At 69.2% G+C, this 20380-nt stretch carries 16 protein-coding genes and 2 pseudogenes; 11 read left to right on the top strand and 7 right to left on the bottom strand.

Going from position 1 to position 20380, the window contains the following annotated elements:
* A partial coding sequence (locus LIU39_RS15600) for a MarR family winged helix-turn-helix transcriptional regulator (protein ID WP_227047315.1) occupies nucleotides 1-359 on the bottom strand: 359 nt, incomplete at its 3' end.
* A 132-nt stretch (nucleotides 360-491) separates the two neighbouring features.
* On the opposite strand from LIU39_RS15600, the gene LIU39_RS15605 reads away from it, so the two are divergent.
* The gene (locus LIU39_RS15605; protein WP_227047403.1) at nucleotides 492-2186 is read left to right on the top strand and encodes an alpha-keto acid decarboxylase family protein; all 1695 of its coding nucleotides are present in this window, start codon (nucleotides 492-494) and stop codon (nucleotides 2184-2186) included.
* Between the two features lie 397 nt (nucleotides 2187-2583).
* Nucleotides 2584-3480 (top strand): methyltransferase domain-containing protein, encoded by an 897-nt coding sequence (locus LIU39_RS15610; protein ID WP_227047316.1) that lies wholly within the window; start codon nucleotides 2584-2586, stop codon nucleotides 3478-3480.
* 196 nt (nucleotides 3481-3676) lie between these two features.
* On the opposite strand, the pseudogene LIU39_RS35575 reads toward LIU39_RS15610, so the two are convergent.
* From LIU39_RS35575 to LIU39_RS15625, 3 genes and pseudogenes are all read right to left on the bottom strand, one after another.
* Nucleotides 3677-3930, bottom strand: a pseudogene (locus LIU39_RS35575) (carboxymuconolactone decarboxylase family protein); the annotation flags it as partial.
* Nucleotides 3931-4773: 843 nt separating this feature from the next.
* Nucleotides 4774-5007 (bottom strand): hypothetical protein, encoded by a 234-nt coding sequence (locus tag LIU39_RS15620; protein ID WP_227047318.1) that lies wholly within the window; start codon nucleotides 5005-5007, stop codon nucleotides 4774-4776.
* Nucleotides 5008-5161: 154 nt separating this feature from the next.
* A pseudogene (locus LIU39_RS15625) lies at nucleotides 5162-5299 on the bottom strand (MOSC domain-containing protein); the annotation flags it as partial.
* Nucleotides 5300-5616: 317 nt separating this feature from the next.
* Between LIU39_RS15625 and LIU39_RS15630 the strand changes: the two are divergent.
* From LIU39_RS15630 to LIU39_RS15640, 3 genes are all read left to right on the top strand, one after another.
* Nucleotides 5617-6552 (top strand): LysR family transcriptional regulator, encoded by a 936-nt coding sequence (locus LIU39_RS15630; protein WP_227047319.1) that lies wholly within the window; start codon nucleotides 5617-5619, stop codon nucleotides 6550-6552.
* 272 nt (nucleotides 6553-6824) lie between these two features.
* Nucleotides 6825-7442, top strand: coding sequence for a GNAT family N-acetyltransferase (locus LIU39_RS15635; RefSeq protein ID WP_227047320.1), 618 nt, complete (start codon nucleotides 6825-6827; stop codon nucleotides 7440-7442).
* A 1012-nt stretch (nucleotides 7443-8454) separates the two neighbouring features.
* On the top strand, nucleotides 8455-9270 hold the full coding sequence (locus LIU39_RS15640) for a methyltransferase domain-containing protein (protein WP_227047321.1): 816 nt from the start codon (nucleotides 8455-8457) through the stop codon (nucleotides 9268-9270).
* Nucleotides 9271-9449: 179 nt separating this feature from the next.
* Here the strand turns inward: LIU39_RS15640 and LIU39_RS15645 are convergent, their stop codons facing one another.
* Nucleotides 9450-9920: a pyridoxamine 5'-phosphate oxidase family protein gene (locus tag LIU39_RS15645; protein ID WP_227047322.1), complete on the bottom strand. Its 471-nt coding sequence runs from the start codon at nucleotides 9918-9920 to the stop codon at nucleotides 9450-9452.
* Nucleotides 9921-10843: 923 nt separating this feature from the next.
* Here LIU39_RS15645 and LIU39_RS15650 point away from each other — a divergent pair.
* The 4 genes from LIU39_RS15650 to LIU39_RS15665 all read left to right on the top strand — a co-directional run bounded on the left by LIU39_RS15650 (nucleotide 10844) and on the right by LIU39_RS15665 (nucleotide 14990).
* Nucleotides 10844-11026, top strand: coding sequence for a hypothetical protein (locus LIU39_RS15650; RefSeq protein WP_227047323.1), 183 nt, complete (start codon nucleotides 10844-10846; stop codon nucleotides 11024-11026).
* A gap of 253 nt (nucleotides 11027-11279) precedes the next feature.
* Complete coding sequence (locus LIU39_RS15655) at nucleotides 11280-12689, top strand: family 2B encapsulin nanocompartment shell protein (protein WP_227047324.1); 1410 nt, start codon at nucleotides 11280-11282, stop codon at nucleotides 12687-12689.
* Nucleotides 12690-12788: 99 nt separating this feature from the next.
* On the top strand, nucleotides 12789-14096 hold the full coding sequence (locus LIU39_RS15660) for a family 2 encapsulin nanocompartment cargo protein terpene cyclase (protein ID WP_227047325.1): 1308 nt from the start codon (nucleotides 12789-12791) through the stop codon (nucleotides 14094-14096).
* A 15-nt stretch (nucleotides 14097-14111) separates the two neighbouring features.
* On the top strand, nucleotides 14112-14990 hold the full coding sequence (locus LIU39_RS15665; RefSeq protein ID WP_227047326.1) for a geranyl diphosphate 2-C-methyltransferase: 879 nt from the start codon (nucleotides 14112-14114) through the stop codon (nucleotides 14988-14990).
* A 118-nt stretch (nucleotides 14991-15108) separates the two neighbouring features.
* Here LIU39_RS15665 and LIU39_RS15670 read toward each other — a convergent pair whose 3' ends face one another.
* A complete protein-coding gene (locus LIU39_RS15670) occupies nucleotides 15109-16245 on the bottom strand; it encodes a DUF4185 domain-containing protein (protein WP_227047327.1) in 1137 nt (378 codons plus the stop codon).
* A gap of 310 nt (nucleotides 16246-16555) precedes the next feature.
* On the opposite strand from LIU39_RS15670, the gene LIU39_RS15675 reads away from it, so the two are divergent.
* Nucleotides 16556-17836 (top strand): condensation domain-containing protein, encoded by a 1281-nt coding sequence (locus LIU39_RS15675; protein WP_264482834.1) that lies wholly within the window; start codon nucleotides 16556-16558, stop codon nucleotides 17834-17836.
* Between the two features lie 22 nt (nucleotides 17837-17858).
* Here LIU39_RS15675 and LIU39_RS15680 read toward each other — a convergent pair whose 3' ends face one another.
* Nucleotides 17859-18872: a helix-turn-helix domain-containing protein gene (locus LIU39_RS15680; protein WP_227047329.1), complete on the bottom strand. Its 1014-nt coding sequence runs from the start codon at nucleotides 18870-18872 to the stop codon at nucleotides 17859-17861.
* A gap of 97 nt (nucleotides 18873-18969) precedes the next feature.
* Here LIU39_RS15680 and LIU39_RS15685 point away from each other — a divergent pair, with 97 nt between their 5' ends.
* Nucleotides 18970-20250 (top strand): MFS transporter, encoded by a 1281-nt coding sequence (locus tag LIU39_RS15685; protein ID WP_227047330.1) that lies wholly within the window; start codon nucleotides 18970-18972, stop codon nucleotides 20248-20250.
* Nucleotides 20251-20380: the final 130 nt, after the last annotated feature.

Here is a 20380-nt window from a genome sequence, read left to right on the forward strand (position 1 = left end):
GCCTGGAAGAGTGCACGCTGCCGGGCGTGCAGGACGCGTTCCAGTGCGGCGCCGTGGCTGGTCAGATGCAGCTCCTTGCGCCGGCGGTCCCGGGTGCCGGCGGCGACTCGTACCAGTTCGTCGCCGATCAACCGGCGCAGTGGCCCGTTGATGGCCTGCTTGGTGAGGTCCAGGGTGTCGCAGAGCTCCCCGACGCTCATGCCTGGTGAGTAGGCGAGGAACGTGAGGATGCGGTGGTGGGCCCGGCCCATGCCGTGTTCGGCGAGCGCTTCGTCGGCGGCGCCGGTGAAGGCCCGGTAGGCGAAGTAGAAGAGCGTGAAGTCATGATCGAAGGCATCCGGGCGAGAAGGGTCAAGCATGTTGACATATTAGCCCGGCGCTCCGTACGCTCGCCACCTAGGTCAACAACCTTGACCTATTTCTCTCGCGTCGTCGGCCACCCAACCGGTGCTCCGGCGCAACGCTGAACGCCAGAAAGGCCGGTGACCGTGATGCCGGACATCACCGTCGGCGAATACCTCCTCCGCCGCCTGCGCGAACTGGACATCGAGCACGTCTTCGGCGTGCCGGGCGACTACAACCTCGGCTTCCTCGACCAGGTCCTCGACTTTCCCGGCCTGGACTGGGTGGGCACCTGCAACGAACTCGACGCCGGATACGCCGCCGACGGCTACAGCCGGCTCCGCGGCGCCGCCGCGGTGGTGACCACCTTCGGCGTCGGCGAACTGTCCGCCGTCAACGCCGTCGCCGGCTCCTACGCCGAGTCCGTACCCGTCGTCGCCGTCACCGGGATGCCCGCGACAGCGGTGGCGGCGGCCCGCACACCCGTGCACCACACCCTCATGGACGGCGAGTACGACCACTTCGGCCGGATGTTCGCGGAGGTGACCGTGGCCCGCGCCACCCTCACCACGGAGAACGCGCCGGCCGAGATCGACCGCGTCCTGCGCGCCCTGCGCCGACACCGCAAGCCGGTCCACCTCAACCTCCCCACCGACGTCGTCCTGGCCCGCGTCCCCGCACCCGCCGCGCCACTGCCCGCCGCCGACACCCCGACCGACCCGGACCTGCTGCGCGCCTTCCGCAGCGCCGCCGCACACCTGCTGGCGGACGCCCGGACCGTGAGCGTCCTCGCGGGGCACGAGGCGGACCGGCACGGACTGCGCGGCCCACTGGCCGACCTGCTCGACGCGGCCCCGGTGCGCGCGGCCGTGTACTCCACCGGCAAGGGCCTGGTGGACGAGCACACAGCGGCCTTCGCCGGCGTCTACACCGGCGAATTCAGCACAAAGCCCGCCCGTATCGCCGTCGAGGACACCGACTGCCTGATCCTGGCAGGCGCACCCGTCACCGACACCGTGACCGGCGGCTTCTCCCACCATTTCCCCGCCGGCCGCACCATCGACCTGCGCCCCCACCGGGCCACGGTGGGCCGAGCGGAGTTCCCGGGCATCATCATGGCCGACGCCCTGCGTGCGCTGACCGGCCTGATCCGCGAGATGCACCTGCCCGAACCCCCCGGATACGGACAGCCGGTCAATTCCTCACCCCAAGACGAAACAGCGCAGCCGACTCGCGGCACGGCAACCCAAACACTCACCCAGGACCAACTCTGGGCAGCCGTAAGCGACTTCCTTCCCAAATCGAGCGTACTCGTCGCGGAACAAGGCACCGCATTCTTCGGCGCGCAGGAACTCCCCCTCCCCGAAGACACCCGGTTCATCGGACAACCGATGTGGGGCTCGATCGGCTACACCCTCCCGGCCACACTCGGCACCCAACTCGCCGCACCCAATCGACGGTCCGTCCTCGTCATAGGCGACGGCTCACTGCAACTGACCGCACAGGAACTGGGAACCCTGACCCGGCACAGCCTGTCCCCAGTGATCATCATCATCAACAACGACGGCTACACAGTCGAGCGCGCCATCCACGGCGCCACCGCCTCATACAACGACATCGCCCCCTGGAACTACACCGCCCTCCCGGCGGCCTTCGGCGGAGACGACCGCTGCGTCACCCGGCGCGTCACCACACCCGCGGAACTGACGGACGCCCTCTCCCTCGCCACCGCCACCCCGGACCGGCTGGTGCTCATCGAAGCGGTACTGCCACGCAACGACGCACCCGAACTGCTCACCGCCCTCGCCGGCCGCTTCGCCGAACAGAACGACTACGGCGCCTGAACACACCCCGACGGGAAGACACAAGCACCCACGTCCACAACCACCCGCAACCGCCCAACGCACAACACACCGCAACCACATCACCTCGAACCGATCACGCCAAGCGACATCAGGACGCATCAGCGCCGCCACGGCCCGCCCGCACCGTCAGCCGCGGGCGGGCGGGCGGATGCCGTGGTTCCCTCCCCCCGTGGCGGCATGCGTGTCTACGGTGGTGGGGCACGGTGGTACAGAACGTCGGACGGAGGCTCAATGCAGCGACGTGAAGCGGGAGTTGTCCGATGGGGGGACGATCGGCAGTCGGGCGACGGCCAGGTCGGCGGGCCCTACTCCAGTCCCGGTGATCCAGGGAACCCGGCACCCCAGCCGGACGACGGTGACGAGGACTAGCGGCACCATGGCGACAACAGCGCACAGCCTGCGTCAGGCATGTGCCGACGAGATGAGCCGGCACCCACGCGGGTTCGGCGACTGCGACTGGCTGCGCGAGGCGTTCTTGAGCGTGCCGCGCGAGCACTTCGTCCCGGACCGGGTGTGGTGGCCGGCCCCGGGCGAGGACGGCCTGCACACTCTGCTCGACCGGACGGTGCAGCCGCAGGACTGGCTGACGCGGGTCTACGCCCCGGGAGATCCGCTGATCACGCAGATCGACGATGGCGCGGTGCCGCCCACCGGCAGGGCGAAGGGAGCATTCACCTCCAGCATCTCCGCCCCCGGCGTCATCATCGAACTCCTGCGACACCTGGCGCCCCGGCCGGGCGACCGGGTACTGGAGATCGGGACCGGCACCGGCTACACCACAGCCCTGCTGGCCGCCCGCGTCGGTGCGGCGAACGTGGTGACCATGGAGATCGATGGCCGCCTCGCCGACCGGGCCACCGAACGGCTCGCCACGCTGGACCTGCACCCGCACGTCATCACCGGCGACGGCGAACCGGGCCACCTGGCCGGCGGACCGTACGACCGCATCGTAGCCACCGCATCGGTCCGCCGGATTCCCCAGGCATGGCTGGACCAACTGCGCCCCAGCGGCCTCCTGGTGGTGCCACTGGACTCCCCGTTCGGCTGGGACCTGCTGCTACGACTGGAGAGCAACGGCCGGGGCGCGGCACACGGGAAATTCCTGGAACGGGTCGAGTTCATGCGGGTCCGCGGCCAGCGCAAGCCACTGCCCTACGACGGCCTCGGCTGGCCCCCCGAGGCAGATCCCGAGGCGTGGCGGGATCTCCGTGTGACTGCCGGCCCGGAAGGCCAGCAGATCGGTCTCCGTACGGGCGGACAGGAGCCCGGCTGACTGCCACCGGCGTCACGGTCGCCGGGACGGACGCGCCGAGAACACCAACGAGGTGCGGTTCTTGGCACCTTCGGAAAGCGCTCCTTCGGCGACCGGCGAAATGCCGCTCCATGGCGCCGGTAGACGGGGAACTCGGCTGCCTGCCGTCAGCCGGCCGACGATCTCGTCCAGTTGACTACAGCCAGGTCTGCAGGCAGAAGGCCAGGTGGGTGGCGGCCTCGCTCAGCTCCTCTTTGGTCAGCCCGTTGTCCATCCCCGGCTTGAGGCGGAATCCGAGCTGATCGCTGCGGTACAGGGCGATCAGCGCCGTGACCGTCACCAGGCCGCAGCCCACGGCGAGAGCCCGGGGCACTCCCATACGTCGCCGAAGAGGACCAGGTCGGTGAGGTCGGCGAGCTTGGGAGTGACGCCGCCGATCGCCTTCTGCGCTGCGGACTGTTCTTCTGCCATGGCGGCTGCTCCTCATCTGATATTGGTTGGCCGATCACTGGGCTATGAGGCCGGGCCGCCAGGGTGAGGCGGTCGAGCTTGCCGATCTGCTCGGCGGACAGCGCAAGGCCGTCGGCGGCGGGGTTCTCCTCCAACCGCGAGCCCCACTCGGTTCCCGGGGTGGGGGGCAATACCGAGTAAGTCTTGGCTCAGCAACGCGTATGGCACGAAGCCGATGCCCAGCTCACGCACCACGGGCAATTCCTGTGGCTCCACCGTGGCTCGGCTCGATGTGCTGCACAGGGTTCCTCGCTCCATTTTCCGGATTCCCGACCGACCAACCGCCGCGTTCTGCGCCCGCACAGATGTCGGCCAGTCACCGAGAAATCGCACGGTGGGGGCCGCCCCGAAAGCGACAGGGCGGTCAGGCCACGGTCGAGATGTCGATGACGAAGCAGTACCGGACGTCGGAGGCGAGGGCGCCGACGTTGACGAGTGTGCCGCCGACAGCCAGCAGCGACTGGCTGGGTCTCTGGTGGCGTGGTTGCGGTCACCATCCAGAGCGGGACCGGCATCCTTTCTGTTCAGGCTGCGAGAGAGGACGATGGCCTCTCTCGCAGCCTGGGCGATCATGACGGCTACGCGGCCAAGACTGCCGAGCCCGACGACGGCTACACACCTGTCGGGCCCGGCGCCGCAGCGACCCAGGAGGGAGTACGCGGGAATGCCCGCGCACAGGAGCGGGGGCACAGCTTGCGCCCGCTTCCCTCGGGGGCAGTCCGCAGGCACGTACGAGGTGCCTTATCGGTCAACGCCGGAACGGCCCCGGAACTCCCGGTGCGGGGACCACGGTGTGTCCGGGTTCTACCGTCCGTTTTCCTCACCGGTGCCTTCTACCAGGGCAGCCATGCGGGCTTTGTATTCAGCCGGCGGAATCTGCCCAAGGACCGCGAGACGTTCCAGTTCGGCGGCTTCGGTTTTATGGGCGATACTGCGGCCCTGTGCCACTTGCTCTCTCGCATGCTTGACGGCCTTAGCACGCTGCCTGGAGCGGTTCTTCTCCATCTCCTCTGCTATTGCTTTTGCGGTTTGCTCCAAGTAATTGTGATGCCTGCCTGACCACATGCCGCCCCCTCAAATCAGAACCCGGAGTCCCGTTCGTTCTGCCCAAGTCCCCCTCTGCTCACTCTCCTTGAGAGCAGCAGATACTCCACACGCCACTCACTTCACCCAGGAATACGGAGTCTCACCCGGCAAGGACTTCGGGCAGCAGCTCCCATTCGAAGGTGATCGCCCGGCAGGCCATGACTACCGTTACCCAGTGATCCGGCCGGTGCACGATCTCGACCGGATCGCCGGCACGGATCTCGCCGGGCGCGATCACCCACAGCCGCCCTTGAACCCGCCACCGAGTGTGCGCCGCCCTTGCCGTACGTCCCCTACTGGGAGCGCCCCGGTGAGAGCAAAACCAAGACGAAGAAGGGGCCTTCCGTCCCGCCGGGCACAGCGCCGACAAGGCCGGTGCCCTTCGCCCCGGCTTCCCATGCGGCGACACCGCGAGCCTGCGATACCCGGCCGCACCATGAAAGACCTTCCGTCACAACCATCGTGGACGGCGAGGATTCGACCAGGTGGCCCGGCCGGGAATCCAACAACGGGAGCATCGGTGAGCCACAACCACAGGTTGTGCGCCCGTAGGGTCTGGGCGTGGACATCGAAGCCGTGCGCACCTTCGTCGCCGTCGTGGATACCGGGCAGTGCCAGGAAGCCGCCGTGGACCTGCACATTTCTCAGCAGGCCGTCTCCAAGCGCGTGGCGAACCTGGACCGCACTCTCGGCGTGACGTTGTTCGCCCGTACCGCCCGCGGTACCCGTCCCACCCTGGAAGGGCAGGCATTCCTCCCGCACGCCCGCGAAATCCTTCGGGCGGTGGAACGTGCTGCCGCCTCGGTACGCCCCGGTGAGCGGGCGCTGCGGGTGGACGTGCTCAACCGGCGCATCGCCCCGGCCCTGGCCTTGCAGGACTTCTACCGGTCCCACCCGGGCGCGGGCCTGGACGTGATCACGCTCTCGGACACGAACGTGAGCAGGGCCATCGAGGCCGTACTGGCAGGCGAGGTGGGTGCGACTTTCCGTGCCGTGCCCGCGGGTGACCTGCCTGAAGGAATCAGCGCCGACCGCGTCCTGGACGACCCGCTGCAACTGCTCGCGGGACGGGGCCACCCGCTGACCTCGGCCAAGACGCTGACCCCGGCGGACCTGGTCGGGCACCGTATCTGGATCCCGGGCATCAAACAGGGCACCGAGTGGGCCGCCTACTACGACGAGCTCACCGAAGCCTTCGATCTGCGCATCGACGCGATCGGCCCCGACTTCGGGACCGAAGCACTGATGGACGCAATCGCCGACTCCGCCGCGCTGGCCACGCTCGTGGGAACCGGAGACAGATACGTATGGCCGGCAGCCCACGGCCTGCGGCGGATCCCGATCGAGGGTCCTGCGCCGGTCTACCCGCACTCCTTCCTGTACCGGACGGACAACCCGCACCCGGTTCTCGCAGCGCTGCGCAGGCACCTGATCCAGGCACGGCCGATCCTGCCGGCTGAGGTATGGACACCGAGCTGGGCCGGCTCACACTCCTGACGCCGCAGGTCTCCCCGCGCAACTTCGCCGGCGAACCGGTGCCGGTAGGTGCCATCCACATCGACGACGACCGGGGCCGAGCCGAAGGCCGGTGCCCGAACGCGACGGCACCGAGGGCTTCTTCGACCCCACCTTTGCCCTTCCGCCCGCCCGGTGCCGAGGTCCCCGGGCGGGCTCCGGACATCACGCTCCCCTCCTTCGGAGAGCAGTCGCTGTCGGAGCGCAGTGCAGCGGACCGTCCGCCGACCATCGAAGATCACCTGGGGTGCAGAATGACCCACGTGCCGATAACGAACATTCCGAAGGTGGCGACGATCGACGACGCCCAACTGGTCAGCCGCACGCTGGCCTCCGCCTTCGACGACGACCCGATGATGCGCTGGTTCTTCCCCGACGCTTCCTCTCGCGAGGCAGGGCTGGGCCGTTACTTCACGACGCTCTTCACCCGGCAGTACGCCCGTCACGGCGTGTGCGAGCGCACCGACGCGGCGGCCGCCTTCTGGGTACCGCCCGAGGGGCAGGCAAAGGCCGTTCCTGACGCGAACACCATCCAGGAGCTCCAGGAGATCCTCGGCGATCGGGCTCTGCTGTTCCGCGATGCCGCCGAGGCAGCGGCCGAGCACTCAGCGCAGGAATCTCACTGGTATCTGGCAGTGATCGGCGCCGACCCGGCAGCCCGGGGCCAGGGACACGGGGCCGCCCTGCTGCGCTCGGGGCTGGCCAAGGCCGACGCGGCGGGCCTGCCGGTCTGTCTGGAGTCCTCCAAACCGTCCAACCTCCCCTTCTACGAGCGCTTCGGCTTCACCGTGTGCGAGGAGTTCCAACTGCCGGGCGGCGGACCGGTGCTGTGGGCCATGCGGCGCGAGCCCTGCGCCCCGGCTGTCCTCTAAGGATCGTCGGCGGGCTCTTGAGTGCTCGACGGGCCGGGCCGTCGTCCGTGGACCGGGACAAGCCGGGCTCCACGCCGCGTGCCCTGCCCCGACGGCCATCCGCGGTGTGGCGTCACCGAGATCAGGAGTCCCCAGACCGAGTTGGCCGCGGACGTGGGGGCAGGACGTCGGCGCGGTCGGATGGCATGTCGAGGAAGGCAGTGGCCGGCGGATCGGGGTGGGGCGGTACCTGGACCTCCCAGCGCCCCGGCCGGGGGCCGACGGCGAGGTCGCACACCCAGCAGTCATCGCCGCACGGAGGCAGGCCGCGCCGCGCGGGCCGGCCCCTGCCCCCTGGCCACCTTCTTTTCCTGGGCCGTCGACGGATCAGGGGCGGTCCGACACCTACAACGCGCCGAGAGACCTGGCATCCGGTCCGACCGAGCGCGCTTGACCGTCGGCGCAGACGCCATCCCCCACAGCGCCTCCCATGCCTCGGTGCACGCCATGCCCCACAGCCTCGCCCTTGAGTACGCACCCCAGGGCGTCCTCATCAACGGCGTCGCCAACGTCGCACTGTTCATCGCGTCCGACGTGTCCGCGTTCATCACCGGATCCGTCCTCCCGGTGGGCGGCGGATTCACTCTCCGGGCGGGAACCCGCTCAGGGCGTGCACATGATGAACGTGTTGCTTCCGTTGGGGGGCGTTGGTGCGGTACGGGCAGACCGCAGGTGAGTAAGCAGCAACTCGCCGCAAAGTTCGGGGTGTTGTGGCCGCACGTGTGGATGAGCGGCGGCCGCGCCTGTTGCGGGGCGCGGAGGCCCGGCCCCGGGAACTCGCCCCACCGATGGAAAGCATCGTGCGACCAGCCGCCCCCCGACTGCGGCGCGATGGAGCCGGGGCCGGCGCGCAGGACACCTCATCAAGTCCGCGCCCCGAGCCACCGCCACCAAAGATCACCCCCGCGTGTGAATCATCCACACGCCCAGACCCTGCACATCCGTGCCATGCCCCGGATGCAATGATCGAGCCATGTCACGGGACACACGGAGCACTCGCAACAAGGCGTACCTCCTGGACAATCGCCAGGCCGAAGCGGGGAAGCGGTTCACCGCGCTGTCGGCGCTCTTCGACCCGTCGACGTTCCGGCATTTCGAGACGGTTGGGGTCGGCGAGGGATGGCGGTGCTGGGAGGTCGGCGCCGGCGGGCCCACCGTGCCGGCCTGGCTGGCCGAGCGCGTCGGTCCGACCGGGCACGTGGTGGCCACCGACATCGACACCTCCTGGATGCGGGAGACAGTGGGCTTCGAGGCACTGCGCCACGACGTGGCGGCCGAGGCGCCCCCGACCGGGGGCCCGTTCGACCTGATCCACGCCCGGCTCGTCCTGGTACACGTCGCCGACCGCAACAAGGCCCTGCGGTCGATGGTCGAGGCGCTTCGCCCTGGCGGGTGGCTGGTCCTGGAGGACGCCGACCCGGCGTTGCAGCCGCTGATCTGCCCCGACGAGTACGGATCCCAGCAAGAGCTGGCCAACAGGCTGCGCCGCGGCTTCCGCGAGCTACTACAGCAGCGCGGCGCTGACCTGGCGTACGGGCGCAAGCTGCCACGGCTGCTGCGCGAGGCCGGACTGTCCGACGTCCAGGCCGACGCCTACTTCCCGATCACCTCGCCCGCCTGCGCCGTACTGGAGGAGGCCACCGTCCACCAGGTCCGCGACAAGCTCGTCACCGCGGGGCTGGCCACGGACGAGGAGATCGACCGCCACCTGGCCAACATTGCTGCGGGCGTCCTCGACCTGGCCACCTCGCCGATGATCTCCGCCTGGGGCCGGCACCCGGCGGCCTAGGGGCTCTCGAAAGCGGATCCTGATCGCGAGATGGCTCGGGACGCAGTTGAAGGCGGCATCAGCCGCCTCAAGCGGCACCGCGCCGTAGCGACGAGGCACGGCAAGTTCACGATCCGCTGTCAGAAGACGGTCCTCGTCGCGGCCATCGACGAGTGGCCCTTTGCAGTTCGAGACAGGCTTTAAACCAGCCACTTCCCATCACGCATAAGGGTCCGCCCGGTCATCTCGGGAACCGTTCCCCATGCCTGCAGTACCTCGGGGATGACCTGGAAGAAGACGTAAGAGGGGTGATCCCCCCGAGGATCCCAGCCGTCCTTGGCGGCGAAGGCATCGCCCACCTCGGCCGGAAGCTCCTGGCAGGTCAGCATGCGCGCGGTGCCGTGGACCAGGACCACGTCCCGGGTATGGCCGAAGCAAAGGCGGATCTGTCCCGTGGCAGACAGGTTGCGCCCAGTCGGGTTGGAGACGCGGGTGGACAGCCACACAGCCTCGCCATCCCACCAGAAGGCAAGCGGAACGAGGCACGGCTCACCGGTGGCGTCGGCCGTAGCGACCCATACATCGTTGTCCCGCGTGAGCCGTTCCAGCGCCTCGCGCTTGCGCTGCTCTGGGCTGCGGGGTCCGCTGGGACGATCATCAACTGATGCCATGGAGCGAGGCTATGGCTTGAAGCGCCACACGACATCCGCCAGCGGAACTAGGACGCAGGTCCGAGAATCGGCCTCATGCCGGCCGACGGACTCTGCAACTGGCGTGCCAGTACAGCTGGTTTGAGGCCAGGCTCTTGCAGATCTGCCTCTCGAAGATCGGAATCCGCCGCCGCCTGCTGCCGCGCCGGACTTGGCAGGGTCGTTCGGGGATCGTGTGACCGACGCCCGACGACGGAGCCAGGTACGGACCGCGTTCGCGCCGCAGCCCTTGCCGAGGATGTCATGGAGCAGCCTGGTCCGGGGACGGTCCGGACCGATCCGGTTGACAACGGACGGGGGAACTCCCGCTTGGCATCGGTTAGTTCATGATGGTGGCCCAACAGACCATGCTCTGGCCAAAGCCAGTACGCTCCCTCACCCGACCGCTCTGGTCCGCGGAATCGCACAGCGGGTCGTTCCTCCCCGCACCGGTGACCGCGCCTTCGGCCGGGGTGCCGAACGTGCCATCGCGGACGCCGGATTCCTCGCCGAGCGGGCGCGCATGTCGGTTCCTGGTCCAGGTCAGCTACCTGTGAGGGATGCGCCGTCGCGCGCGCCGGCTCAGGGCCGGCAACCCGCATATGACCCAAGTCCGGCGCGGTGAGCCGCGAGAAGATTCCCGCGATGCCGGTGCTCCGACTGACCGACCGCCTTTCCCGTCGGTCGCGGACGTGGGTGTGCGTGTCGGCGGCGGACGTCAGCAACGAGGTAGTTCCTGTGCACGCGCATTGCCTTGCGGAAGGTGTCGCGACGCCCGGCAGGTCGGGGCATGATCCAGCCGAGCGCAGGGCTTCCGTCCATCGAGGTCGAACTCGTCGGTGAACTTGGCTGGATGTGTCGCTCTCCGGGGGCCGAAGGCGGCGTCCCGGCCGTCGCGGATGCCGGTGGTCGGCCGCCTGCTGCTCGACGCTGACGTCGACGTCAGCGTCGATGCCGATGCCGATGTTGCTGTGCATGACGGTCTCCCCTGGCGGCGGCAGGAGTGCACCCCTTGCCTGAACACCTACGCCCGCTTTTGTCTGACGCTCGTCAAATCAGGTCTCGGCGAAGGAAAGAGCGCAGAGTAGGGGGCCACGACGCACGCCTGCCCGTGTTTTCGATCAAGTAGTCCGGATGTTTTCGGTTATCCGGATAAACCTCATGTGGAACAAGATCACTGTATCGAGGTAACAGTCACGGCCTCGTTTGCGTGAGCCGGGCGTATCGGCCCTTTACTGGTCCCCGGAGCTGGACGGGATTCCTGAGCTCCGCCCTCTTTCCTCTTTCATTCGGTTTGGCCCGCGTACCCCGATTCCCCCTTCCCGAAGGAGAGTTCGCCAGATGACCGTTGAGACCAGCCCGGAAGCGCAGCTGGAGCCGCCGCAGACCAGTCTGAGCACTGCGGCTGCCCGCAACCTTGCGACCACGACCAAGTCCGCTCCGCAGATGCAGGAGATCACCTCCCGCTGGCTGCTGCGGATGCTCCCCTGGGTGGAGACCAAGGGCGGCACGTACCGGGTGAACCGCAGGCTGAGCTACACCGTCGGCGACGGGTACATCGAGTTCGTCCAGGACGGCGCCGACGTCCGGGTGATCCCCCGCGAGCTGGGCGAACTGGCCCTGCTGCGCGGCTTCGAGGACGTCGAGGTGCTGACCGCGATTGCGGACCGGTGTGTTCAGCGCGACTTCCGCGCCGGTGAGGTGCTGGTCGAGCGCGGCACCCCCGCCGAGCAGATTCATCTGATCGCCCACGGCCGGGTCAACCAGATCTCCGTCGGCAAGTACGGTGGCGAGGTCTCCGGTGACGTGCTCGCCGACGGTGACCACTTCGGTGAGAACGCCCTTCTGGACGGCGATGCCAAGTGGGACTACACCGCCACCACCGCGACCACCGGCACCCTGCTCACCCTGTCCCGCGCCGACTTCGCCGCCGTGCTGTCCACGGCGCCGAGCCTCCAGGCCCACGTCGAGCGGTTCAGCTCACTTCCCCACCAGCGGCAGAACCGTCACGGCGAGGCCGAGATCGCGATGTCGGCCGGACACACCGGCGAGCCCGAGCTGCCGGGCACGTTCGTCGACTACGAACTCCGCCCGCGCGAGTACGAACTCTCCGTCGCGCAGACGGTGCTGCGGATCCACACGAGGGTCGCGGACCTCTACAACGGGCCGATGAACCAGACCGAGGAGCAGCTCAGGCTGACCATCGAGGCGCTGCGCGAGCGCCAGGAGCACGAGCTGATCAACAACCGTGAGTTCGGTCTGCTCCACAACGCCGCCTTCAAGCAGCGGATTCAGAGCCACTCCGGCCTGCCGACCCCGGACGACCTCGACGATCTGCTCTCCCGCCGCCGCGGCACGAAGCTCTTCCTCGCGCACCCCAGGACGATCGCCGCGGTCGGGCGCGAGTTCAACGCCCGCGGGCTCTACCCGGACCACGTCGACCTCGGCGGGCAACAGGTCCCGGCCTGGCGCGGGGTTCCGATCCTGCCCTGCGGCAAGATCCCCATCAGCAAGGCAAACACCAGCTCGATCCTCGCCATGCGAACCGGCGAGGACAACCAGGGCGTCATCGGGCTGCGCCAGACCGGCCTGCCGGAGGAGTACGAGCCGGGCCTGTCGGTGCGCTTCATGGGCATCAGCGAGCAGGCGATCATCTCGTACCTGGTCAGCACCTACTACTCCGCCGCCATCCTGGTGCCCGATGCGCTCGGCGTGCTGGAGAACGTGCAGATCGGCCGCAGGCACGGCTAGCGGAACCGTTCGACGGCCACGACGGCCCGGACCTTCCCGGGCCGGGCGAGCACCCCCGGGATCCGGGGCAGCCCACCCCATCTCACGAAGGAGCTATGGATGCCCGATCCTGGGCCTTCCCCTCTGCAGTCGAGCCTGCCTGCCGCTGCCGCCCGCCTCGAAGTCGGCACCCGGCCTGCCCTGCCCGGCCCGCCCGCCGTCCCCATCCCCGCCGCAAGGGCCCTCCCCGTGGACGTGTCCGCGCCTGACGGCGGCCCGGGTGGTGACCCGGTGGCGCGGCGCGTGCGGGAGGGTTCTGCCGCGGTGCGGCAACCGCATCCTGCTCTGGAGCGGATCCTGCGCGGCCCCAGTGGTTTGGGTACGGCGAGCCTGCACCCGTGCAGGTCCGAGGTGTCTCCGGCTCCTGCGGCGGCCGAAGCGCCGGTGGAGGGCACGCCGGTCCCGGGCCTCTACCACCACCCGGTGCCGCAGCCCGACCCGGTGCGGGTGGAGGAGGTCAGTCGCCGGATCAAGACCTGGGCGGTGCACGAGGTCCAGGCGTATCCCCCGGAGTGGGAGGACCAGTTCGACGGTTTCTCCGTCGGCCGCTACATGGTCGCCTGCCATCCGGATGCCCCGACCGTCGACCACCTGATGATCGCCACACGGCTGATGGTCGCCGAGAACGCGCTCGATGACTGCTACTGCGAGGACCACGGCGGCTCCCCGGTCGGTCTCGGCAGCCGCCTTCTGCTGGCGCACACGGCTCTTGACCCGTTGCACACGACAAGCGAGTACGAGCCGGCGTGGGTGGAGTCGCTCCGGTCGGACGCCCCTCGGCGTGCTTACCGCTCCGCCATGGAGTACTTCCTCCAGCAGGCCGGCCCCTCGCAGGCCGACCGGTACCGGCACGACATGGCCCGTCTGCACCTGGGGTACCTCGCCGAGGCCGCGTGGGCCCAGACGGATCACGTTCCGGAGGTGTGGGAGTACCTGGCGATGCGTCAGTTCAACAACTTCCGCCCCTGCCCGACCATTACCGACACCGTCGGCGGCTACGAGCTGCCGGCCGACCTGCACGCCCGGCCCACCATGCAGCGGGTCATCGCGCTCGCCGGTAACGCCACCACCATCGTCAACGACCTGTACTCGTACACCAAGGAACTCAACAGCCCCGGCCGGCACTTGAACCTGCCCGTGGTGATTGCCGAGCGCGAGGGGGCGTCCGACCGGGATGCCTACCTCAAGGCGGTCGAGGTCCACAACGATCTCATGCACGAATTCGAAGCCGAGGCCGCTGCCTTGGCCACCGCCTGCCCCGTTCCGAGCGTGCTGCGTTTCCTGCGGGGGGTGGCCGTCTGGGTCGACGGCAACCACTACTGGCACCAGACCAATACCTACCGATACAGCCTGCCCGATTTCTGGTAAGGAGTGGACTTCTCAGTGACCAGCACCGAGCTCACCACCGACACCTCCGTGTTCATCCCCGCCTCCGCGTCGCCCTACCAGGGGGACATCGCCCGTTACTGGGACAAGGAGGCCAGGCCCGTGAACCTGCGTCTCGGCGACGTCGACGGGCTTTACCACCACCATTACGGCATCGGCGACGTCGACCACGGCGCCCTCGGGAACGCCGGTGACAGCCAGTACGAGAACAAGCTGATCGCCGAGCTTCACCGCCTGGAGTCGGCGCAGGCCGAAGTTCTCCTGGACCACCTCGGCTCCATCGGGCATGACGACACGCTCGTGGACGCCGGCTGCGGCCGGGGCGGTTCGATGGTCATGGCCCATCAGCGGTTCGGTTGCAAGGTCGAGGGCGTCACCCTGTCGCCCAAGCAGGCCGATTTCGCCAACCGGCGCGCCCGCGAACTCGGCATCGCGGACGACGTCCACGCCCGTGTGTGCAACATGCTCGACACGCCCTTCGAGACCGGGCAGGCCGCGGCCTCGTGGAACAACGAGTCGAGCATGTACGTCGACCTGCACGACCTCTTCGCCGAGCACTCCCGCATCCTCGCGGTCGGCGGCCGCTACGTGACCATCACCGGCTGCTGGAACCCGCGTTACGGCCAGCCCTCGAAGTGGGTCTCCCAGATCAACGCGCACTTCGAGTGCAACATTCACTCCCGCCGGGAGTACCTGCGCGCCATGGCCGACAACCGTCTCGTACCGCAGACCGTCGTCGACCTGACCGCCGCGACCCTGCCCTACTGGCAGCTGCGGGCCACGTCGTCCCTGGTCACCGGCATCGAGGAGGCGTTCATCAACTCTTACACGGACGGTTCCTTCCAGTACCTCCTGATTGCGGCCGACCGCGTCTGACCGACCGTCGGATGGAAGGGCCCGGATCTGCCGCTGGACGGATCCGGGCCTTTCGCGCAGTGCTTGGCCGGGAGGGGCGGGCGCCGTCCGGGAACGGCGCCCGGCGGGATGCGTCGGCTCAGGAGAGCATGTTGACCTTGTACTGCATGAACCGGTAGTTCCTTGAGTCGTACCACTGGCTGACGACGATGTGGAAGTTGCCGAACGTCGAGCCGGGGACGACGAATCCGCCGTACGGGCTGGCGACGAGGTTGGCCGCCTCCTGTCCCGGGGCGCAGGGCAGGATCATCGTCTGCTCCAGCGTCCTCGTCAGGTCGGACGTCGGGAGCGGGAAGACCATCGCGCGGATCGACAGCGCGTTCATGTTCAGCCAGGTGAAGACGTACTTGCCGTCCATGGCGCGGAAGCAGATCTCGCCCCACTTGCGGGTGCCGAAGACGGTCGTCGGGGGCGCGCCCCACCGCCAGCCGCCGTCGGCGTAGCCCCACGGTTCGTAGGCGTCCGCGTTGCCGAGGCTGTCCTTCCGTACCCGGTGCAGCAGCATCCCCGATTCCACCTCGCGGTTGAAGACCGAGGACAGGACGTAGCAGTAGCCGTCATCGGCCACGGCGTACGTCTTCTGCTGGAACTGGCCGCCGTGCAGGTCGCCCGGCCACTGGCACAGGTACTCCCAGGTCTCGCCGTTGTCGGTGGAGCGCCAGAAGTCCGTGTGGTGGGTGTCGTAGATGACGCCGCGCATGAGGTGCATGTACATGACGCCGTCGACAACGAACACGTCGGACGGGATGGCCGTCGTCGCCTTGTCGCCGACCGGGTTGTGCGGCTCGTCGACGAGGCTGTTGGCGTGGCCGCCGCCGACACTGCCGTCGATGTGCAGGTTGTTCGGGTCCGCGCTGCTGGAGCGCAGTCCGACCGGGGCGCGCCAGTCGTCGGCGGGCTCGCCGGGCTGCGGTACGTGGTCGCCGTTGAAGGTGTCGCCGCCGACGAACAGCATGGTGCCGTTCGGACATCGCACGGGGATGCCGAGGTCGGTCCACGGCGAGGCGAACGGGCCGGTCTCGGCCGGGCCGCTCAGGTTCTTCACCTTGACGGCGAGCGTCGGGCTGGTGGGGTCGTTCGGCCCGCCGGCCGTCGCCACCCCGGTACCCGAGCCGAGGGCCGCCGCGCCTACGGCGGCCCCAATGCCGATCTTGAGGAGCTTACGGCGGGAGTACCCGTCGGCCGTCGTGTCGTTGTCGTCCGTTATGGGTGTCATTGTGTCGTTGCCTTTCAGGGTCGGCTCGCTTGTCCCGCGAGAGGCCCTCGGTGCCGCGGTCCGTGGCGAGGGTCGTGAGACAGGATCCCGTCCTTCTGCGGGCGGCGCGGGTGGTTCGGGAGGAATTCCCGGAGGGGCCGGGCGCCATCGGCTCCGCGTGGTCGGGGCGCGCTCTCCGGGGTGGCCCCCTCGGGTGCACGACAGGCGCAGATACCACCCCCGGTACGGCCTGTTGGGCGGGCCGTGCGGATGCGAGGGTGAGCGGGCAGCTGTTTCCGAGACCTCTGGAGCAGGAGACGTGCAAGTCCCTTTGACGGCAAGTCAGTTGGAGATCTGGATATCCCAGATCTTCGAGCCGGCCAGCCCGGTCTACAACGTGGCCGACTATTACGAGATCACCGGCGCCGTCGACGCGGACCTCCTGGAGAGGGCCGCGCGGGACGCCGTGGACGACGCAGGGTCGCTGGGCGCACGTTTCCTGGTCGCCGCCGACGGGACGCCCTACCAGGAACTGTGCCCGGCACAGTGGTCGTTCGAGGTCCTGGACATGAGCGGGCGGCCCGATCCCGACGGGGAGGCGGTGGCCTGGATGCGGGCCGAGATGGCCCGTCCGGTCGATCTGACGCGCGGATCGCTGCTGGCCGGCGCCCTGATCAAGGTGTCGGCCGACCGGCACCTGTGGTACCGGCGCTTCCACCACATCGTCACGGACGGCCACGGCACGGCGGCCGTCGCCCGCCGCACCGCGGATCTCTACCAGGCGAAGGTCACCGGCGTCCCCGCGGAGCCCAACCCGTTCGGCCCGGTCGGCGCCGCCGTCGAGCACGACCGTGCCTACCGGGCGGGCCGGCTGTACGAGGCGGACCGGGAGTTCTGGGAGCGGATCGCGGTCAACTGGCCGACCGCGGGCCGGCTTCGTGCCGATGCGCCGCCCGCTCCCGCCACCTTGCAGAGCACTCACTTGCTGCCGCCGCCGGTGGTGGACTCCGTCGAGGCGCAGAGCGCGCGGCTCGACGTGTCCACCGCGCGCTTTCTGATCACCGCGGCCGCCCTGTACCTGTGGCGGGCCACCGGCGCCGACGAGGTGACGTTCGCGTGTTCCGCGACCGGTCGCCCCACCCGTGCGCTGCGCCAGGTGGCGGCACCGATGGCGAACCTGCTGCCGTTCCGGGTGGCCGTCGAACCGGAGCGGACGGTGGCCGAGACCTTCCGGTGGATGAACACCCGTGTCGGGCAGGCGCTGCGGCACCACCGTTACCGCTACGAGGAGTTCCGCCGGCTGCTGGCGGACGGCGCGGAGCGGCCCGGTGTCGGGCCGGTGGTCAATGTCATCAACTTCGCACGCGAGCTGCGCTTCGGGGAGGCCACCGGCGTGGTGCACACGCTGGTCACCGGCCCCATCCCGGACCTCGGCCTGTACTTCGACGTGCTGTCGGACCGGGCCGGAACCCGGGTCGGCGTGGAGGCGAACCCGGCCAACTACACGGCGCAGGAAGCGGCCGGGCTCGTCGACGGCCTCGGCGAGCTGGTCAGGGAACTCGCCGAGATCGATCCCGCGGCGCCCGTACGGACCCTGGGCGGGCCGCGGTGAGGTGCGGTGGCCGCCCTCCGGGTCACTGCCGGTGCTGTTCGGCGGCGTGCAGCCGTCCGAGCTCGTATCCGGCCTGGAACCGGCTCTTCGCTCCGACCGCCTTCATGATCTCCGAGGTGTGACGCTGGCAGCTGCGGAGGGACATGCCCAGGCGTCGCGCGATCGACTTGTCCTCCAGCCCCTCGGACAGCATCACGACGATCGACTTCTGGATCTCGCCGGAGATCCGGACCGCGGTGGCGGTGTCGAACGTGACCGGGAAGGGCGAGGCACCGCGCCACAGGAAGTCGAACAACACCCGTGTGTAGTGGACCATATGGGGCTCGCGCACCACCAGCGCGGCCTCCGGGTCGTCCCGCAGTGCCAGCACGGCCACCCGCTGGTCGAAGACCAGCATCCGGCACAGGCCGTCGGTCCGGGTCCGCACCTCGGCCCCCAGACTCATCATGTGCCCGACGTGGTCGATGGTCGGCTGGTCGTAGCGGGCCGGATGCTGGTAAAGCGTGCGCATGACCACGCCGCGGGCGAGCATCCGTCTGTCGCGGGACGCCGCCTCTTCGAGCACGCGGGCGGATCTGGCGCCGCCCGGCTGGACGGTGAGCACTTCCTCGCGTGCGCCGTCCGTCAGGTCCTCGATGGTTTCCTGAACGGTCCTCAAGTCCGTGATCAGCTCGATCGGTTCGGCTTCCGCGTACCAGGCGCGCGCTGCTTCGTAGGTGGGCAGGAGCGAGACGAACACTCTCTGGAGCCGCTCGATCTCCTCGTACTGCTCGCGGGCGCCGCGTTCCAGGGGACGCAGCAGGCGTTCGGCGGCGATCCGGGGCGAGACCACCGTGAGCCAGCCTGCGCCGCCTTCGGCACGGCACAGCAGCCGCATTTCCACGAGTTCCTTGACCGCGCGCTCGGTGTCCGCGCTGTCGAGCCCGATGGCGGTGAGTTCTTCAGCGCTGCAGATGGAGCGCTGTGCTGCATAAGCGAATACGCGGGTGGCGTGGTCGCTCAGTTCCGATTGCCCGAGTGATGTCGATGTGTTCATCGTCCCTCTCCCGCATGAGAGATATCCCCCGATCGGAAGGCACGTTATCCATGCGTGATCAACAGCGAGTCAACGCGGAACGGCCGGGAGCGCACCGATGGCGGTGAACCCGGTGACCCGCGCCGCCCGCGGCGGACTGCTGCGCCGGCACCGGGACTTCCGGCAGCTGTGGTACGGGGAGACCGCCGGCAAGTTCGGCGCGTCCGTGACGAGCGTGCTGCTGCCCCTGACGGCCGTATCCGTGCTGCACGCCGGGACGTTCGCGGTGAGCGTGCTCAATGCCGCGTCCTGGGTGCCCTGGCTGGTCATCGGGCTGCCGGCCGGTGTCTGGGTGGACCGGCTGCGCCGCCGGACGGTGATGCTGGTGTGCGATGCCGTCTCGTGTGCGCTGTTCCTCAGCGTGCCGGCCGCTGCCTGGCTCGGTGCTCTCGGCATCGGCCAGCTGCTGGTGGTCGCGCTGCTCGCCGGAACGGCGGCGGTCTTCTTCCAGACCGCCTACACCGCCTATCTGCCGTCCCTGCTCGACACTGCGGACCAGGCCGAGGGGAACGCGAAGCTGCACGGGAGCGCGGCCGCCGCACAGATCGCCGGCACCGGCTCCGGAGGGCTGATCGGACAGGCCGCCGGTGCCGTCGGGGGGCTGCTGACCAACGCGGTGACCTTCCTCGTCTCGTTCGTCTGCGTGGCCCGCATCCGGCACCGGGAAGCGGCGCCGTCCGGGCCGGGGCCACGGGAGCCGCTGGCCGAGGGCGTACGGGCGGGGGTGCTGCTGGTCGCCCGCGATCCGTATCTGCGCAGCCTGACGCTTTTCGGCGCCTGCTCGAACCTCGTGCTGGGCGGCTTTCAGGCCCTGCTCGTGCTCTTCCTGGTGCGCGAGGTCGGTCTGTCATCCGGCGCGGTGGGCGTGCTGGTGGGAATCGGGGGTGCGGGCGGTGTCCTGGGGGCGCTGCTGGTGCGCCGGGTCGCGGCCGGTATCGGCACCGCGCGGGCCCTGCTGCTGTTCGAGCTGGGGGTGCCGGTGCTCGCCCCGCTGATGGCGCTGGCCCGGGACGGCGCCGGGCTGGCGTTCTTCGTCATCGGCTACGGGGCGGTCTCGCTCGGGGTGGTGGCGGGCAACATCGTCAAGGCGGGGTTCCTCCAGGGGTATTGCCCTTCGGACGTGCTCGGCCGGGTCACCGCCTGTTCCTCGTTCCTCAACTACGGGACGCTGCCGCTGGGTGCGCTGCTGGCCGGGGCGCTCGGGACGCTGCTGGGGGTGCGCCCGACGATGTGGCTGCTGACCTCGGGCATGCCGCTGGCGGCGCTGATCCTGTGCGGTGCGCCGATCCGTTCCCGTCGGGACCTGCCGGCACCGGTGACGGCGGCGGAAGCGGACTGAAACGGTCCGACCAGTCGAGACCCGAAACGTCCGATTGATCCCCTCTCCTTTATGCGACAGGCGCGAACACCATCCCCGGAACGGTCTTGGTGCCGTGTCCTTTCCGGTGACACCGTGAATCGCGTCGCCG

This window comes from Streptomyces pinistramenti (assembly GCF_020564935.1).
Taxonomy (GTDB): domain Bacteria; phylum Actinomycetota; class Actinomycetes; order Streptomycetales; family Streptomycetaceae; genus Streptomyces; species Streptomyces pinistramenti.

Excerpts from the sequence above, each read along its gene's own strand:
- LIU39_RS15605 (WP_227047403.1), top strand. The coding sequence starts at position 492 with ATGCCGGACATCACCGTCGGCGAATACCTCCTCCGCCGCCTGCGCGAA.
- LIU39_RS15610 (WP_227047316.1), top strand. The coding sequence starts at position 2,584 with ATGGCGACAACAGCGCACAGCCTGCGTCAGGCATGTGCCGACGAGATG.
- LIU39_RS15635 (WP_227047320.1), top strand. The coding sequence starts at position 6,825 with ATGACCCACGTGCCGATAACGAACATTCCGAAGGTGGCGACGATCGAC.
- LIU39_RS15640 (WP_227047321.1), top strand. The coding sequence starts at position 8,455 with ATGTCACGGGACACACGGAGCACTCGCAACAAGGCGTACCTCCTGGAC.
- LIU39_RS15645 (WP_227047322.1), bottom strand. The coding sequence starts at position 9,920 with ATGGCATCAGTTGATGATCGTCCCAGCGGACCCCGCAGCCCAGAGCAG.
- LIU39_RS15655 (WP_227047324.1), top strand. The coding sequence starts at position 11,280 with ATGACCGTTGAGACCAGCCCGGAAGCGCAGCTGGAGCCGCCGCAGACC.
- LIU39_RS15660 (WP_227047325.1), top strand. The coding sequence starts at position 12,789 with ATGCCCGATCCTGGGCCTTCCCCTCTGCAGTCGAGCCTGCCTGCCGCT.
- LIU39_RS15670 (WP_227047327.1), bottom strand. The coding sequence starts at position 16,245 with ATGACACCCATAACGGACGACAACGACACGACGGCCGACGGGTACTCC.
- LIU39_RS15680 (WP_227047329.1), bottom strand. The coding sequence starts at position 18,872 with ATGAACACATCGACATCACTCGGGCAATCGGAACTGAGCGACCACGCC.
- LIU39_RS15685 (WP_227047330.1), top strand. The coding sequence starts at position 18,970 with ATGGCGGTGAACCCGGTGACCCGCGCCGCCCGCGGCGGACTGCTGCGC.